This window comes from Rhodococcus sp. 4CII (genome assembly GCF_014256275.1).
Classification (GTDB): Bacteria; Actinomycetota; Actinomycetes; order Mycobacteriales; family Mycobacteriaceae; genus Rhodococcus_F; species Rhodococcus_F wratislaviensis_A.
On sequence record NZ_JACCFE010000002.1, the window covers coordinates 2,128,696 to 2,146,103 of the forward strand.

Genomic DNA, 17,408 nt, shown 5'->3' on the forward strand with positions numbered 1-17,408 from the left:
GACCACCTCCGATCTCGCTGCCGTATGTCCTACGGCAGTTGCGTCAACCCATTGTGACTACCGTCACCATACGACGCGGACCGGGGTGGTGTTCAGGGAAGCCGCCACACAGTTGTGCCGTCGCTGATACATGCTTGACCTGCAAGGAAATTGATGGCCAGAGACGGCCCCGCGGCGCACACGACGCCCTTGGCCGGATCGGCGACGAGCGCCTGCCCTCCCGGACCGCTCAGGACCAGGGCGGGACCGGCAGTGTCGACCGTCCCGATCGCCACGCTGTCGGGCCCGACCGCGATCGCGGCCACGACACCTCGGCGCGACTCGGCCGCTCCGACACCACCGCCCAGTCCGGCGCCGAGCGCCGTTCCCGCATACGCCGCGTCGGCGAAACCGACACCGTCGGTGCCGAACGCCGCCGAATTGCTGCTCGGGTCGGCGTTGGCCCCGCACGCGGTGCGATCGACGACCGTGGTGTGGCCCCGGCCCGGCGGGGACACGCAGGAGAGGGAGGCGGCCGACGCGGTGGCCGGCGCGAGCATCAGGGTCCCGAGAGCCGTCGCGACGACCCCGAGGACGAGTCCGGTAGTACCGACCGTCGTGTGTTCCATGGCGACCTCACATTGTTCCCGACCCGACCGTCCCGAGCCTACGTGAGCGCCGGCTATTTGCGGTCTCGGTCCCGACTCGGTTGTACCCGCTTGGGTTCCCCCGGCATTTTCGGGTAATTGGGCGGGTACGGGAGATCGCCCAGGCCGTTCGCGGTGTCGCGTTCGGCCATCTCCAGCAGCACGTCCAGAGATTGCGCCACGTCACCCATGGTCGCCATGGGGTCGCCGCGCTTCTCGAGCAGGGCGGGCACGGTCGCGATGGTGAAGTCGTCGGGCTCGACGTCGACGAGTTCGTCCCAGGTGACGGGCGTCGACACGGTCGCGATCGGGGTCTTGCGGGCCGAATAGGCGGACGCGATGGTCTTGTCGCGCGCGTTCTGGTTGAAATCGAGGAAGATGCGTTCGCCGCGTTCCTCCTTCCACCACGACGTGGTGGCCCGGTCGCCGCTGCGCCGCTCGATCTCCCGGGCCAGCGCGATGCCGGCGCGCCGCACCTCGATGAAGTCCCAGCGCGGCTCGATGTGGAGGTACACGTGCAGACCGCGGCCGCCCGACGTCTTGGGGTAGCCGACGAGGCCCAGTTCGTCCAGCAGCGGCCGGAGCACGTCCAACGCGACCGCGCGGGCGTCGTCGAATCCGGTGCCGGGCTGCGGGTCCAGGTCGATGCGCAGTTCGTCCGGGTGATCGACGTCGGGACACCGGACGGCCCACGGGTGGAACGTGATGCTGCCGAGGTTCGCCGCCCACACGATGTTCGCGGCGCTGCGCACGCGGAGCACGTCGGCCGTGCGGCCGGACGGGAACGTGACCTCACACGACTCGACGTGGTCGGGACGCTTCGCGGGCACCCGTTTCTGGTAGATCTCCTCCCCCTCGACGCCGTCCGGGAACCGTTGCAGGTGCGTCGGCCGGTCGACCAGGGCGCCGAGCAGCGCACCGTTCAGTGCCACCGTGCGGTAGTACTCCACCAGGTGCCGTTTCGTGCCGCCCTCGGCGCCGAGTTTCGGGTAGTAGATCTTGTCGGGACTCGACAGCCGCACGGCGACGCCGTCGACGTCGAGTTCTTCGGCGGGACTCGCCATCTAGGAACCTCCGGCCAGAACGTCGGCAAGGTCGTATCGCACCGGGACCTCCAATTGCTGATACGTGCATTCTTCGGGCGTCCGGTCCGGACGCCAGCGCAGAAACCGCGCGGCGTGCCGGAATCGCGCGCCCTCCATCTGGTCGTACGCCACCTCGACCACCCGTTCGGGGCGCAGCGGCACCCAGGTGCGGTCGTTGCCCGACTGCCACCGCGTCGGCGCGCCGTCGGCGACGACGTCCTCGCCGACGCGCAGTTCGTCGAGTTCGGCGAGCAGTTCGATCCGCCGCGCCGCCGTGAACGCCGACGCGCCACCGACCATCGCCATCTGGTCGCCGTCGTACAGTCCGAGCAGCATCGACCCGATCCCCGGCTGGCTCTTGTGCGGTCGGTATCCGATGACGACGCAGTCGGCGGTGCGGGCGTGCTTCACCTTCACCATCTCCCGCTTGTTCGGCAGGTACGGACCCACCAGCTTCTTGGCCACCACCCCGTCGAGGCCGGCTCCCTCGAACGCCTCGAACCATTGCGTGGCGACCTCGCTGGACTCGGTGGCCGCGGTGACGTGGCAGCTCGGTCCGCCACCGACGGTCTCGACGAGTTGCGCGCGCCGGACGGAGAAGTCCTCCCGGCTGAAGTCGCGGTCGCCGAGGGCGAGCAGGTCGAACGCGACGAACTGGGCCGGCGTCTTCTCCGAGAGCATGGTGACGCGGCTCTCCGCCGGATGGATGCGCTCCGACAACGACTCCCAGTCGAGTCGGGTGCGGCCGTCGATGTCGCGGGGGACGACGAGTTCGCCGTCGACCACGCACCGTTCCGGCAGCTCCTCTCGCACCGCCCGCACGAGTTCGGGAAAGTACCTGGCCAGATCTTTTCCGCCCCGCGAGCCGAGCACCACCTCGTCGCCGTCACGGAACACGAGGGTGCGGAAACCGTCCCATTTCGGTTCGTACGACCAAGCGAGCCCGGAGTCCGGTTGCACCGGAAGGGACGACGCAGCCTTCGCGAGCATCGGCTGCAACGGAGGCATCACGGGGAGATCCACCCGTCCATACTGTCACCACGATTGGCAAATCGGACAGCGATGTAATCAAATTATGCGCGACACGGCAATTGCGGTGGACACGGTCGAGGTGGCAACGGTCATCTCAGAGGAACGGGTGGCGGGACGTCACCCGACGGAGGGGTCAGACATGACAGGGTTAGTTCGGCGGGTGTGTACCGCAGTCGTCGCGGTGTCGGCGACGGTAGTTCTGATCGCGGGGTGCGGTTCGGACACCACGCCCACCGCGGTGCCGGAGTCGGGTGCCTCCGCGGCCACCTCGTCCAGCCATTCGACCACCGTGATCGACGGCCAGGAGGGCGAGGACGCCGGCGGCGACGTCGACTTCGAGGTCGAGATCGGTGAGTGCGTGAAGCTCGGCGGCACCGTCACCGACGCCGAGATCGACAAGGCGGTGTGCGGCAGCGCCGACTCGAACTACAAGGTGATCGCCAAGGCCCCGAAGAACAGCCAGTGCATCAGCGACGCCGACTCGTACTACTACGAGACCCTCGGCGGTGTCGAGCAGGGCGCGATCTGCCTCGACGTGGACTGGATCATCGGCGGATGCATGGATGTCGGCGGCGAGGATCCCGCGCGCATCGAGTGCACCGACACCAAGGCGGTCGACGGCGTGAAGGTGACGGAGATCGTGCAGGGCGCCACGTCCGTGGACTCGTGCGGCACGTCGTCCAACGGATACGAGTACCCCGAGCGCAAGTTCGTCGTCTGCGTCGACGAACTCTGACCGGGCGCCGGCCGGCTGCCGACTGGTCCGCAGCCGGCCGGGCTCACAGCCAGCCCCGGCGTTTGAAGATCGTGTACAGCCCGGCGCAGGTGAGCATCATCAGCGACAGGGCGAACGGATACCCACCCGCCCAGTGCAGTTCGGGCATGTGGTCGAAGTTCATGCCGTAGACGGTCCCGATCAGGGTGGGCGCGAAGAGGATCGCCGCCCACGCCGACACCTTCTTGATCTCCTCGTTCTGGGCGTAGCTGGCCTGCGTCAGGTTGCGCATCTCCTCGTTCTGCTCCTGCGACACCAGGGTGGCGTTGACGGTGAGGATGTTCCCGAGCAGCTGCCGGAAACCATCGGCCCGCTCCACCACCACGGTCGCGTGGTCGGTGACGTCACGCAGGTAACGCTGCAGTTCCTCGTCGGTGTTGTACTTCTCGAATCCGTCCGACAACCCCCGCAGCATCCCGAGCAGCGGCCTTGTGGCCCTCTGGAATTCGATGACCTCGCGGGTGAGTTCGTAGATGCGCCGCGACACGCCCGGCGCTCCGCTGAACACCTCGGTCTCGATCTCGTCGATGTCGTTCTGCAGACCGGCGATCACCGGCGCGTACCCGTCGACCACAGCGTCGAGGATGGCGTAGAGGACGGCCTCGGGTCCGAGCCGGAGCAGATCCGGATTGCTCTCCATCCGCCTGCGGACCGCCGACAGGTCGGGAGATTCACTGTGCCGGACGGTGAGCACGAACGTCGGACCGCAGAAGACGTGCAGCTCACCGAATTCGACGCGCTCGGTCTCGTCGCAGTACCGCGCGGCGCGCAGGACCACGAACAGCGTCTTGCCGTACCGCTCGAGTTTGGGCCGCTGATGGGCGACGATCGCGTCCTCGACGGCCAGCTCGTGCAGATCGAATTGCCTTGCTGCCGCGTACAACTGGGCGTCGTTCGGCCGGTACATCCCGATCCATGCCATCGACGACGAGTCCGGCAGATTCCCGAGGGCCTCCGACAGCGTGGCGGGTGTGGCGGTCTTCCTGCCGTCGCGGTATACGGCGCTGTTGACGACGGTCTCCTCGGCCGGTGTCGGCTCGAGGGGACGGCGCGGGGCCGCATGACCGGCGGCGGCGTCGGACAGACCGGCGGAACGGCTGGGCAGGAGGGAACGGATCGGGCGCAGCTGAGGCATGGCACGGAGCTTTCGAGGAAAAGTGGGCAGCGCGGAACTGCGCTGAGGAACACGGACCGTGAAACCGTGCCCCTACCGGTGGAACGGTTTCAGTTGGTACTCGGGGGTCGGCTTCTCATCGGATGCCACACCTCCTTGCTCTCTCGAAAAGGCAGCTCACGACGTGGGCGAACTGCAGACCGCAGGACACGATACCCCCGGCGACCGGCCGCGACAACCTGGAATATCTGCCGTGTCGGTCCCGGATCCGGCGCGTCCGGCGGCAGATACTGGGCCGGCACCGAATCACCACCGAGAGGCCCCTGATGACAAGCTGGTCGGACAAACCGATCTGCGCGTTCGATCTCGAGACGACGGGGCCCGACCCCACCGATGCCCGCATCGTCTCCGCGTGCATCGCCCTCGTCGACGCCCACCACTTCGAGTCGCGAACCTGGCTGCTCGATCCGGAGGTCGCGATCCCGGACGGCGCGTCGGCCGTGCACGGCATCTCCACGGAGTACGCCCGGACCCACGGCCAGGACTACGCCACCGGGTACGGGGAGATCCGCGACGCCCTGTACGACGCCTGGACCCGGGACTTCGCCGTCGTCGCGTTCAACGCGTCGTACGACCTGACCGTCATGCACACCGAGGGCCTGCGCCTCGGACGTCCCGAACTCCTGACCGGCGTCGTCGTCGACCCGTACGTCATCGACCGCGAGATGGACCGGTACCGCAAGGGCAGGCGCACCCTGGGCGCGGTGTGCAAGCACTACGGCATCGCGCTGGAGGACGCCCACGAGGCGGAGGCCGACGCGGTCGCCGCCGCGCACCTCGCCCGGACCCTCGCGCAGGAGTACCCGAATCTGCGGGCCCTCGACATCATGACCCACCAGACCGACTGGCATGCCGAACGCCAGCGCGACTTCGCCGACTACCTCCTCCGGCAGGGCCGGGACGCGTCGGATGTCAACGGTGAGTGGCCCATCCGCGGTCTCACACAGTTCCGGATCGCCTGACCGGGTTCACGGCCCCGCGGAGAGCGCACGAGCCAGCACCGGACCGATGACGGCGAGGGACTCCGACTCGATCATGTCGTTGTGCCCGCAGTCGACGGCGTGCTCGTCGATGCGGCCGGTGACCAGCGGCCGCCACTCCTGCGCCGACCGCGCACGGGTGGCGCCGCCCCCGTTGCGGGCAGCTGGGAAGATCAGCAGGTCGCCGTCGTAGACCTGGGGCACGAACCGCCGCCCGATGAGCCGGGAGTTCTCGTATCCTCGTGCGATCCGTTCGAGATCGCGCCCGCGCACTCCGGTCTCGGCTCCCAGCGATGCGTCGATCAGCCGCGCCGCCCGTTCGTAGGTGAGTTCACCGCCGTCGTCGATCTCGAGCCCCAGCCCGCGCAGCAGGTCCCGCAGATCGAGTTCGCCGGGCGGTGCGCCGTCGCCGTCGTCGGGGTAGCTGTCCATGAGCGCGAGCGTCGCCACCGTGTCGCCGCCGCGCTGCAGTTCGACGGCCATGGCATGGGCGATCACGCCGCCGAGCGACCAGCCGAGCAGGTCGTACGGTCCCTCGGGCTGGATGGCCTTCATCTCCTCCACATAGCGGTGCGCCAGTTGCTCGATCGACCGGTACTCGCCGTCGCCGCTGATCGTGGGCAGTTGCAGTCCGAACACGGGCCGGTCGGGAGGCAGATGCCGGACGAGCCCGGCGTAGCCCCAGGACAGCCCGATTCCCGGGTGCACGCAGAACAGCGGCCTGCCACCGCCCTGCGCGCGCAGCGGGATCACCACGGCGAGCGCCTCTTCCGCGTCGGGACCGACGGTGGGAACGTCGAGGCGACGCGCGAGGCCCGCCGGGGTGGGGTCGAGGAACATCCACTGCAGCGGAACCGTCCGGCCCAGTGCGGTCTGCAGGGCGCCGACGATCCTGATGGCGAGGAGGGAGTTTCCGCCGAGGTCGAAGAAGCTGTCCGCGGTGCCCACCCGATCCACGCCGAGCACCTCCGCGAACGCGTCGACCGCGATGTGCTCGGTGTCCGTGGCGGGTGGCCGGAATGTGGCAGCGGCCGATCCGAACTCGGGGGCGGGCAACGCCTTCCGGTCGAGCTTGCCCGCCGGGGTCGTCGGAATCTCGTCGAGCACGACGACCGCGGACGGCACCATGTGCGCGGGCAGACGCTCGGACACGTAGGCCCGCAGTTCCGCCGAATCCACGTCCCGACCGTCCTGCGCCCGCACATACGAGGCGAGTACGGTGTCCCCCGACGGACCGGTGTGTCCGAGGGTGGCGGCGAAGGCGACCGCGGGGTGGCGGGCGAGCACGGTGTCGATCTCCCCGAGTTCGATCCGGAAACCGCGCACCTTTACCTGGAAGTCGCTGCGGCCCAAATATTCCAGGGTGCGGCGTGTGATAGTCCGCCGCCAGCGCACCACGTCGCCGGTTCGGTACATCCGGCGCCCCGGCGCGCCGAAGGGGCAGGCCACGAATCGCTGCGCGGTGAGCGGCATCCGGTCGTGGTACCCGCGTGCCACACTCGGTCCGGCGATGTACAGTTCGCCGGGCACCCCGACGGGGACGGGCTGCAGTCGCTCGTCGAGAACCAGGAACTCGAATCCCAGGGCAGGCGACCCGATGTTCACGCCCTCCCCGGGACGCATGGCTGCGCTGACACTCGCCTGCACGGTGGTCTCGGTGGGCCCGTACCCGCTGTGCAGGCTGCGACCCGGAGCCCACTGCGCAACCACGTCCGGTGGGCACGCCTCCCCCACCAGATCGAGGACCCGAAGCGAATGGAGACGGTCGTTGTCGAGCGCCGCCAGTGCGGTCGGCGTGATGGTGGCATGGGTCACCTGCTCGCGGCGGAACAGTTCCACCAGTTCGCTGCCGCCGACGATGGTGGGCGGCACGATCACGACCCGCGCCGAGGCGCTGAACGCCATCATCAGTTCGAACACCGAGGCATCGAAACTCGGGGACGCGAGATGTGACACCCGGGAATCGTGGGTGACCTCGAACCGCTCGTGCGTCTCCGCCGTGAAATTCGCCAGGCCGAGGTGGGTGACCGTGACCCCCTTCGGTTGTCCGGTCGAGCCCGACGTATAGATGAGGTACGCCGGGTGGTCGAGGTGCAACGGGATCGTCCGCTCCGCGTCGGTGACCGGCGCCGGGGACACCCCGGCCACCTGTTCGGCGAAGTCCTGGTCGTCGAGCACGAGCCACGGCACCGTGTCGGGCAGATGGTCGCGGCGGTCTCGCACCGTGAGGCCGAGCGCGGCCCGGCAATCGGTGAGCATGTAGTCGATCCGCTCGCGGGGATAGGTGGGATCGACCGGGACGAAGGCCGCGCCCGCCTTGGTCACCGCCCAGACCGAGAGGACGGCCTCGATCGACCGGGGCATCCCGAGCGCCACGAACATCTCCGGTCCCACGCCGCGGTCCCGAAGGACCCGGGCGAGCCGGTTCGACCACTCGTCGAGTTCGCGGTAACTGATCCGCCGGTCCTCGTACGACAGGGCCACCGAGTCGGGATCGAGCGCGGCCGCGGCCGTCAGCAGGTCGGGCCAGCGCTGCGGGCGCACACCCGGTCCGCCGCGGGCCGGGACCAGGTCGCGGATCTCCACCTCGTCGAGGAACGGCAGATCACCGATCGGCAGCTCGGGGTTGCCGGTGGCGGCGTCCAGGATTCGCACCAACCGGTCGGCGAAACCGCGGACGGTGGCGGCCTCGAAGAGATCGGTGGCAAAGTCCACGGCGCCGGTCATCCCCGCCGGGTCGCCGTTCGCGTCGAACTCCTCGGCCACGAGGAATTCGAGATCCATCTTGACGACGGCCAGTTCGGGGTCGATACCTCGGACTTCCAGTTCGGGCAGGGTCAGCACCGGTCGCTCGTTGTTCTGGAATTCGAGGGAGACCTGGACGATCGGCGAATACGCCGTCGACCGGGTGGGGCCGACCGCCTCCACCACACGCTCGAAGGGAACGTCGGCGTGCGCGAAGGCCGCGAGGTCCACGTCGCGGCAGTGCGCCGACAGGGCGGCGAACGACGCGGCCGCGTCCACGTGGGTGCGCAGGGCGAGCGAGCCGACGAACATGCCGACCAGATCGTCGAGCGCGGGCTCGCCCCGGCCGGCGATCGGTGTTCCGATCACGACGTCGCCGGTGCTGCCGAGCCGTGCCAGCACGACGGCGAGCGCGGCGTGCACGGTCATGAACTCGGTGGAACGCAGGCGTCGGGACAGGTCCCGGATCCGCCGGTGCAGGTCGCTGTCGACGGAGAAGTGGACGCGCGCACCGCGGAACGATTGCTGGGCGGGCCGGTCCCGATCGGTGGGCAGTTCCAGCAGGTCGGGCACGCCCGCGAGGGCCGCCCTCCAGTAGCCGAGTTGCGTCGCGGTCGGCGAGCCGGGGTCGTCGTCCGAACCCAGCAATTCCCGTTGCCACAGAGCGTAATCGGCGTACTGCACCGGCAACGGTGCCCACTCGGGTGCGCCGCCACCGAGGCGGGCACCGTAGGCCGTCATCACGTCGCGCACGAGTGGGGCCATCGAGAACCCGTCGGCCGAGATGTGATGCACCACGACCGCGAGGACGTGGTCGGTGGCGGACAGGGTGAACAGCCCGACCCGTACGGGACGCCCCACCGTCACATCGAAACCCGCCGAGACCAGGCGGGCGAGTTCCTCACGCAACAGGTGCTCGTCCCCGACGGGGACGGGGACCAGCGCGGGCAAAGCTCCCTCGGCGGGCAGGATCTGCTGAACCGGCCCGGCGCCCCGGACCGGGAACACCGTGCGCAGCGACTCGTGCCGGGCGACGACGTCGACGAGGGCCGAGTTCAGCGCTCGCACGTCGAGTTCACCGGTGAGCCGCAGCACGATCGGGATGTTGTAGGCGGGCGACGACGTGTCCAGCTGGTTGAGGAACCACATCCGCTGCTGGGCGAACGACAGGGGTATGTCACCGGGCCGGGTACGGGCCGCGAGAACCGGGCGTCCGGTCGGCTCGGCCTCGGTGTGCTCGATCCGGGCCGCCAGCCCGGCAACCGTCGGCGCCTCGAACAGGTCGCGCACGCCGATGTCGGCGCCGAGCAGCACTCGCAACCGCGCCGTCACCCTGGTGGCGCTCAGGGAGTTGCCGCCGAGGTCGAAGAAACCGGCGCCGGCACCGATCCGCTCCTGGCCCAGCACTTCCGCGAACACGTCGGCCACCGTTTGCTCGATCCGGCCCGCAGGCGCCCGGTATTCTCCTGTCCCGGACCGCAGGTCGGGCTCGGGCAGGGCTGCCCGGTCGAGCTTGCCGACTGCCGTGAGGGGAATGCGGTCCAGCAGCGTGATCGACGAGGGCACCATGTGGGGCGGCAGGCGGTCTGCCAGGTGCCGGGTGAGGTCGGTGGTGTCGAGGGAGCGACCCGCCGCCGCGACGACATACGACGCCAGCAGCACGTCGCCGTGGGGCGCGCGGTGCGCGATCGTGGCCGCGAACCCGACGTTCGGCTCCGCCACGAGTGCGGCGTCGATCTCGCCGAGTTCGACGCGGAATCCCCGTATCTTCACCTGGAAGTCGCTGCGGCCCACGTATTCGATGCTGTGGCCCGCCGTCCAGCGCACGATGTCGCCGGTACGGTACATCCGCTCGCCGGGGCGGGAGGGGTCGGCGACGAACCGCTCGGCGGTGAGGCCCGGTCGACGGTGATAGCCGCGGGCCAGGCCGGCCCCCGCGAGATACAACTCGCCCGGAACCCCCACCGGCACCGGCTGCAACCGAGAATCGAGCACCAGTTCCGTGACGCCGCGGATGGGTCCGCCGACGGTGATCGGCGCTCCGGGGACCATCGGTTCGCTGATGTTGGACATGATCGTGGTCTCGGTCGGTCCGTACGCGTTGTACAACCGGCGGCCCGGCGCCCAGCGGGCGACGAGGTCGGGCGGGCAGGCCTCGCCGCCGAACACCAGGTCGGTGAGATGAGCCAGTCCGGCCGGGTCGAGTGACGCCAGCGCGGCGGTGGTGATGAACGCGTGGGTGACCTGGCGGTCCGACAGGAATCGCGCGAGTTCCTCGCCGCCGAACACGGTCGGCGGCGCGATCACCATGGTCGCACCGGCCCCGAAGGCCTGCAGGTACTCGAACACCGACCCGTCGAAACTCGGTGTGGAGAAGTGCAGGGTGCGGGACTGCCGTGTCGCGCCGAATCTTTCGAGTTGGTCGAGAGCGAAGTTGTCGAGTCCGCGATGCGGAACCACCACGCCCTTCGGCACGCCCGTGGATCCCGACGTGTAGACGACGTACACGGCGGTGTCCAGCGAGACCCGGCCGGTTCGATCGGCGTCGGTCAGCGGTGCCGCCGACTGGCGGGCGCACTCGGTCGCGAAGTCCGGATCGTCCAGGGCCAGCCACTGCGCCGCGCCGGGGAGGCTGCCCCGGTGCCCGGTGGTGGTCACACCAAGGGTGACTCCGGAATCGCGGAGCATGTGGGTGATCCGCTCGGCGGGATAGTGCGGGTCGATCGGCACGAACGCCGCCCCGGTCTTCGCCACCGCCCACACCGAGAGCATCGAGTCGAGCGACCGCTGTATCCCGATGGCCACGAACGTCTCCGGACCCGCACCGCGCGCGACGAGAGCGCGGGCGAGGCGATTCGACCGTTCGTCCAGAGCACGGTAGCTCACGTCGCCGTCCTCGGACGACAGTGCGATCGCCTCCGGGTCGAGTGCGGCCGCCTCGGCGAGAATCTGCGGCAGGGTGCGAACCGACCCACCCGGACGGCCGCGGACCGGCACCAACTCGGCCCGCTCCCGGTCGGTCAGCAGCGACAGCGTGGCCACCGGCCGATCGGGACGAGTGAACTCATCGAGCATCCGCACGACGCGTCCGGCAATGTCGGCGATCGTGCCCGTCTCGAAGACGTCGGGGAGGTACTCGAACTTCAGGTGCAGGACCGAGTCGACGGACGCCACCAGGCTCAGCGGATAGTGGGCGGCATCTCGCGCGTCCACCCCGTCGACCCGCAGTCCGGCGACGTCGGTGGCCATCGACAGCCCGGCACGATCGACCGGATACGATTCGAACACGGTCAAGGTGTCGAACGAGCCTGCTGCACCGTCGATCTCGGCGAGTCCGAGATGGTGATGATCCGACAGTGCGGCCTGTTCGGCCTGGACTCGTTCCAGCAGAGCGCCTACCGTCTCGGCGGGCCACAGCCTGATCCGGACGGGCAGCGTGTTGATGAACAGTCCGATCATCGTCTCGATGCCCGCCAGGTCCGGGGGCCGCCCCGAGACGGTGGCGCCGAACACCACGTCGTCGCGCCCGGTCACCGTGCCCAGCACGAGTCCCCACGCAACCTGGACGAGAGTGTTGACGGTCAGTCCCCGCGCCCGGGCGATGCCGCGCAGGCGCGTGGTGCGCTCCTCGTCCAGGTCGAACACCCACTCCCGGGATATCACGGACAACCCGCGGCCCCGATCCACCGGCGCAAGCACGGTCGGGCCCTCCACCCCTTCGAGGGCTCGCGCCCACACCTCCCGCGAGGCGCTCCGATCGCGGTCGTGCATCCACGCCAGATAGTCGCGGTACCCGCGCACCCGCGGCAGCGCCGACGGGTCGGCGTCGGTGGCGTAGAACGTCAGCAACTCCGTGACCAGCAGCGGCATCGACCAGCCGTCGAGGAGGATGTGGTGGTTCGTCGACACCAGCCGGTACCGGTCGGGCGCGGTCGCGATCAGCATGAACCGGATCAGCGGGGCGCGGGTCATGTCGAACGGTCGGACGCGGTCGTCGGCCAGCAGTCGCTCGACCTCTGCCACCGTCGCTTCCGTGTCGAGGGCGGTCAGATCGACCTCGCACCAGGGCGCGTCCACTCCGCGCCGGACGACCTGGACAGCCTGACCGTCGGCGTCGTGCAGGAAGGCGGCGCGCAGGTTCGCGTGCCGGTCCAGCAGCGCGTCGGCCGCGCGGCGCAGCCGTTGCGAATCCACCACGCCGACGAGGTCGAGGCTCACCTGCACCAGATAGGCGTCGAGGGACTCGGCGGCGAGCTCGGCGTGAAACAGCATGCCGGACTGAAGCGGCGACAGCGGCCACACCTCGGTCAGGTCCGGGCACGCGTGTTCGAACGACTCGATCGCATCCTGCCGAAGGTCGACGAGATCGAAATCCGACGGTGTGAACCCGCCGCCGCCCGCCGCCGCGTGCGCGCCGAGGGCAGCGAGTGCCTGCACCCACAGCTGCGCGAATTCGTCGACGTCCTCGTGGGTGAGGACGCCCGGCGGATACGTCCAGGTGGACGTCAGCCGGGGCCCGTCGGCCGCATCGACGGTCATCGCGTTGACGTCGACGACCGACGCGACGGGGATCGCCGATTTCTCGCGCAGTCCGGGTTCGTCGACCGGCACCCAACCCTCCGCGGTCGCCGTGGTGGTCCCGCCCATTCTGCCGAGATAGTTGAAGCTGACTTGCGGCATCGGTAGCGTCGAAAGCGCCTGCGCCGTCTCGCCGTTCACGTATCGCAGCAAGCCGAAACCGATCCCGTGGTCGGGAACGGCGAGGAGTTGCTCCTTCACGGCCTTGATCGCGGTCCCGGCCGAGGGGCCACCGGCGAACGCGTCGTCGAGGTCCACCCCGCGCAGATCGAGTCGCGCCGGGAAGAGGGTGGTGAACCAGCCGACCGTGCGGGCGAGATCGGCCCCCGGAACCACCTGCTCCTCGCGACCGTGACCTTCGAGGCTCACCAGTGCCTCCGGGATGTCGATATCCCGCCGTCGCCGCCACCGGATCAGCGCCATGGCCAGTGCCGTCGACAGAGCATCGCCCACACGTCCGTGGAATGCCTGCGGCAGGGTGGTGAGCAGCGTCCCGGTCAACGACGCCGGAACCCGGACCTCGACGTGCGCGGTGGTGTCGGCGGTGTCCGAGACGGCCACCGGGCGGGACCCCAGCAACGGGTCGGGTGCGGTCAGCATCTCGCGCCACAATGCGAGTTCGGCGGTGCGGTGGGGTTGGTGCGCGGCGTCGACGAGTGCATGCGCCCACCGGCGCATCGACGTGCCCACCGGCGCCGGTGCCGCGCCGGACGCGCAGGCCATCGCGAGGTCGGGGATCAGAATCCGCCAGGACACCCCGTCGACCGCCAGGTGATGGACGACGATCAGCAGTCGACCCGTCCGTTCGCCCGCGTCCAGCCACACCGCCTGCAGCAACACACCCGACTCCGGGTCGAGCCGATCGAGGGCCGCATCGAGTTCGGCGGCGACGTCGCGAACCCGGCCCCGGCGGAGCACCGCGTCGGCCCGCACCGACCCCGCGGCCGCCGCTTCCCACGACCATCCCTCCTCCGTACCGGAGGTGGGGTACAGCCGGGCCCGCAGGACGTCGTGCCGGTCCAGCACCGACTGCAGCGCCCGCGTCAGGCTGTCCTCGTCCAGCGTCGCGGGAACCGTGACCAGCGCGGACTGCGAGTAGCGGCGGAAGTCGCCGCCGCGGCCCAGCATCCACCGCACGATCGGTGTCAACGGAATCTCGCCGACCCCGGCCCCGGGCAGTTCCGGGAGAACCACGGCGCCGTCCCCGGATCCGGCGATCTCGGCCAGCCCGGCGACGGTTCTGTGCTCGAACACATCGCGCGGCGACAGCAGGACCCCGGCGGCCTTGGCGCGGGTGACCAACTGGATGGACATGATCGAATCCCCGCCGAGGGTGAAGAACGAGTCGTCGACGCCCACCGATTCGAGGCCCAGCACGTCGGCGAACAGACCGGCCAGAACACGCTCCGCCGCGCCGGCCGGACTGCGCCCCACCGTGACCCGTTGCCCGAAGTCCGGCGCGGGCAGCGCTGTCCGATCGAGTTTGCCGTTCACCGTGAGCGGCAGTTCATTCAGCACCACCACCGCGGCCGGCACCATGTGCGACGCCAATCGCGCCGCGGCCGTTTCGGTGATCGTCGCCGCGTCGATCGCGGCATCGGTCTCCGGTACCACGTACCCCACCAACCGGTCGCCGTGTGCGGTGACCACCGACTGCGCCACCCCGTCGCAGGCGAGCAGGGCCGACTCGACCTCGCCGAGTTCGATCCGGTAGCCCTTCACCTGCACCTGGAAGTCGTTGCGGCCCAGGTACTCCAGCTGTCCGTTCGCGCTCCACCTGCCCAGGTCGCCGGACCGGTACATCCGTGTACCGGGCTCGGCGGGGTCGGCGACGAACCGGCCGGACGTGAGCCCGGGCCGGTCGAGGTAGCCGCGCGAGACCTGCGCGCCGGAGACGTAGATCTCCCCGACCACGCCCGGCGGCACCGGATGTAGCCGTGCGTCGAGCACGTGCACGCGCAGCCCGGGCAGGCCCCGGCCGATCGCCGATGCCGACCGGCCCTCCACGAGGTCCCGTTCGATCGGCAGGTGGCTGACATGCACCGTGGTCTCGGTGATGCCGTACATGTTGACCAACGCCTGCGTGTCGCCCCGGCGTGCGTACCAGCGCGCCAACTGCCCGAATTCGAGGGCCTCCCCGCCGAAGATCACGTATCGCAGCGACAGTCCGGGACCGCCGGCGAGCCGATCCGCCTCGGCCAACTGGGCGAAGGCCGTGGGGGTCTGGTTGACGACCGTGACGTGTTCGTCCCGCAGCAGTTCGAGGAACTTCTCGGGCGAGCGGGCCGTGAAGTAGTCCACCAGCACCAGTCGGCCACCGTGTGCGAGCGCACCCCACATCTCCCACACCGAGAAGTCGAAAGCGGCGGAATGGAACATGGTCCACACGTCGTCCGGCCCGAACTCGAACAGCGCCTGGGTGTTCGCCAGCAGTGCGACCACGTTGCGGTGCGAGACCTGCACGCCCTTCGGCCGTCCGGTGGAGCCCGACGTGTAGATCACGTACGCCACCGAGTCGGGGTGCAGCGGACGGCGGCGGTCGTCGTCGGTCAGCGGGTGGGACGCGAAGTGCCGCAGCGCATTCACTATCTCGGCGTCGTCCAGCGCCACCACCGAGACCCCGGAACGCCGGAAGGTCTCGGCGTCTGCGGTCGTGGTGAGCACGCACTGCGGCCGGGCGTCGCCGAGCAGGAAGGTCAACCGCTCGGCCGGGGACGCCACGTCGACGGGAAGGTACCCGGCGCCCGATTTCACCACCGCCAGCAGGGCCACCACCAGATCGATCGACCGCGTCATCCCCACGGCCACCAGCGTTTCAGGGCCCGCGCCCTGCGCCACCAGCAGTCGTGCGAGCCGGTTCGCCTGCTCGTCCAGTGCCCGGTACGTCACCGACGAGCCGTCACAGCGCACCGCAACGGCATCGCCCCGCGTGGCCACCGCCCGATCGACGACATCCGCCAGCGACAGTGGCGCGATGGAGGTTCCCGGCCGGTGCACGGACGTGAGCAGCAATTCACGTTCCGCCGCATGCAGGATGTCGATGTCGCCGACCGGGACGGCCGGGTCGGCGGTGACGGCCTCGATCACGCGCACGAAACGCGCTGCCAGACCCGCCACCGACTCCCGCTCGAGCACGTCCGTCGCGTAACGGAAACCGGCGCTGATCCCGGCAGGCATCCCGTCCTCGTCGATCCGCTCCGCGAGGCTCAGCTGCAGATCGAATTTCGCGACATCCAGGTCGACGTCGAGAGACCGGGCGGTGAGCCCGGGCAGTTCCAGGTGTGTCCGGGTGGCGGTCTGGAATTCGAGCAGCACCTGGAACAGGGAGGCGTGCGCAGTGGACCGTTCCGGCGCGAGTTCGTCCACCAGGCGTTCGAACGGAATGTCCGCGTTCTCGAACGCGCCGAGGTCCGCCGTTCGGACGTCGGTGAGCACGTCGGCGAACGACGATCCGGCCTCCACCCGGGTGCGGAGCACCAGCGTGTTGACGAACATTCCCACGACGTCGTCGAGTGCCGCGTGCCCCCGGCCTGCGACCGGCGTGCCCACCACCACGTCGTCCGATCCCGACACCCGTTCGAGCAGCACTGCCAGTGCCGCGTGCACCACCATGAACAGCGTCGAATTGCTTTGGCGGGCAATGTCGACGAGTGCGCGGTGCACGGCCGGCCCGATGTCGACGGTGACGACGGCACCGTGGAACGACCGCTGCACGGGCCGCGGCCGGTCCAGGGGCAGGGGCAGCACCTCCGGGATGCCCGACAGCGTCCGGGTCCAGTAGTCGAGTTGCCCGGAGATCACCGCCCCAGGTTGCTCCTCGGCGCCCAGAACCTCACGCTGCCAGAGGCTGTAATCGGCGTACTGCACGGGTAGCGGTACCCAGCCGGGCGCCTGCTGGTGTGCGCGTGCCGTGTAGGCGAGCATCACGTCCCGCGCAAGAGGTGTCATGGAGAAGCCGTCGGCCGCGATGTGGTGCACGACGAGGGCGAGTACGTGCCGCTCGGGACCGAGCCTCAGTAGTCTCACCCGCAGCGGCAGTTCCTCGGCCACATCGAATCCCGCACCGAAGAAGTCCGCGAGCGAGTCTCGGAGATCGTGGTCGGTGACCGGGATCGGGGCCAGATCCGGGGTGGCGAGCGCCGAATCGACGATCACCTGGGTCGGACCGTCCGGGGAGCCGGGAAACACGGTGCGGAGCGACTCGTGCCGCTCGACGACGTCGCCGAGTGCCGCTCGGAGTGCGGCCACGTCGAGCACACCGTCCAGACTCAGGGCGACCGGGATGTTGTACGCCGGTGAGGACGGGTCGAACTGGTTGAGGAACCACATGCGTTGCTGTGCCAGCGACAGCGGCACTCGATCGGGCCGCGACCGCGCGCCGAGCACCGGAGAGCCGGAGCTCGTCATCACGGT

7 protein-coding genes are annotated in these 17,408 nt (G+C 69.6%); 2 read left to right on the plus strand and 5 right to left on the minus strand.

The window, feature by feature from the left end; genetic code table 11:
• Positions 1–92 precede the first annotated feature (92 nt).
• Genes H0B43_RS10660 through H0B43_RS10670 form a run of 3 tightly spaced genes read right to left on the minus strand, consistent with a single transcriptional unit; the run spans position 93 to position 2,734 of the window.
• Positions 93–608 (minus strand): DUF6764 family protein, encoded by a 516-nt coding sequence (locus tag H0B43_RS10660; RefSeq protein ID WP_185727935.1) that lies wholly within the window; start codon positions 606–608, stop codon positions 93–95.
• A gap of 53 nt (positions 609–661) precedes the next feature.
• Complete coding sequence (locus tag H0B43_RS10665; RefSeq protein ID WP_185727934.1) at positions 662–1,690, minus strand: DNA polymerase domain-containing protein; 1,029 nt, start codon at positions 1,688–1,690, stop codon at positions 662–664.
• Positions 1,691–2,734 carry an ATP-dependent DNA ligase gene (locus H0B43_RS10670; RefSeq protein WP_185727932.1) on the minus strand — a complete coding sequence of 348 codons (1,044 nt, stop codon included), beginning with the start codon at positions 2,732–2,734 and terminating at the stop codon, positions 1,691–1,693.
• 52 nt (positions 2,735–2,786) lie between these two features.
• On the opposite strand from H0B43_RS10670, the gene H0B43_RS10675 reads away from it, so the two are divergent.
• Positions 2,787–3,479 (plus strand): hypothetical protein, encoded by a 693-nt coding sequence (locus H0B43_RS10675; protein WP_185727931.1) that lies wholly within the window; start codon positions 2,787–2,789, stop codon positions 3,477–3,479.
• Between the two features lie 43 nt (positions 3,480–3,522).
• Here the strand turns inward: H0B43_RS10675 and H0B43_RS10680 are convergent, their stop codons facing one another.
• On the minus strand, positions 3,523–4,653 hold the full coding sequence (locus H0B43_RS10680; RefSeq protein WP_185727929.1) for a magnesium and cobalt transport protein CorA: 1,131 nt from the start codon (positions 4,651–4,653) through the stop codon (positions 3,523–3,525).
• Positions 4,654–4,958: 305 nt separating this feature from the next.
• Here H0B43_RS10680 and H0B43_RS10685 point away from each other — a divergent pair, with 305 nt between their 5' ends.
• Positions 4,959–5,654, plus strand: a complete 696-nt coding sequence (locus H0B43_RS10685; RefSeq protein WP_185727927.1) for a 3'-5' exonuclease — start codon at positions 4,959–4,961, stop codon at positions 5,652–5,654.
• A 6-nt stretch (positions 5,655–5,660) separates the two neighbouring features.
• On the opposite strand, the gene H0B43_RS41435 is transcribed toward H0B43_RS10685, so the two are convergent.
• Positions 5,661–17,402 (minus strand): amino acid adenylation domain-containing protein, encoded by an 11,742-nt coding sequence (locus tag H0B43_RS41435; RefSeq protein WP_282560112.1) that lies wholly within the window; start codon positions 17,400–17,402, stop codon positions 5,661–5,663.
• Between the last annotated feature and the right edge of the window lie 6 nt (positions 17,403–17,408).

Excerpts from the sequence above, each read along its gene's own strand:
- H0B43_RS41435 (WP_282560112.1), bottom strand. The coding sequence starts at position 17,402 with ATGACGAGCTCCGGCTCTCCGGTGCTCGGCGCGCGGTCGCGGCCCGAT.
- H0B43_RS10680 (WP_185727929.1), bottom strand. The coding sequence starts at position 4,653 with ATGCCTCAGCTGCGCCCGATCCGTTCCCTCCTGCCCAGCCGTTCCGCC.
- H0B43_RS10660 (WP_185727935.1), bottom strand. The coding sequence starts at position 608 with ATGGAACACACGACGGTCGGTACTACCGGACTCGTCCTCGGGGTCGTC.
- H0B43_RS10675 (WP_185727931.1), top strand. The coding sequence starts at position 2,787 with ATGCGCGACACGGCAATTGCGGTGGACACGGTCGAGGTGGCAACGGTC.
- H0B43_RS10665 (WP_185727934.1), bottom strand. The coding sequence starts at position 1,690 with ATGGCGAGTCCCGCCGAAGAACTCGACGTCGACGGCGTCGCCGTGCGG.
- H0B43_RS10685 (WP_185727927.1), top strand. The coding sequence starts at position 4,959 with ATGACAAGCTGGTCGGACAAACCGATCTGCGCGTTCGATCTCGAGACG.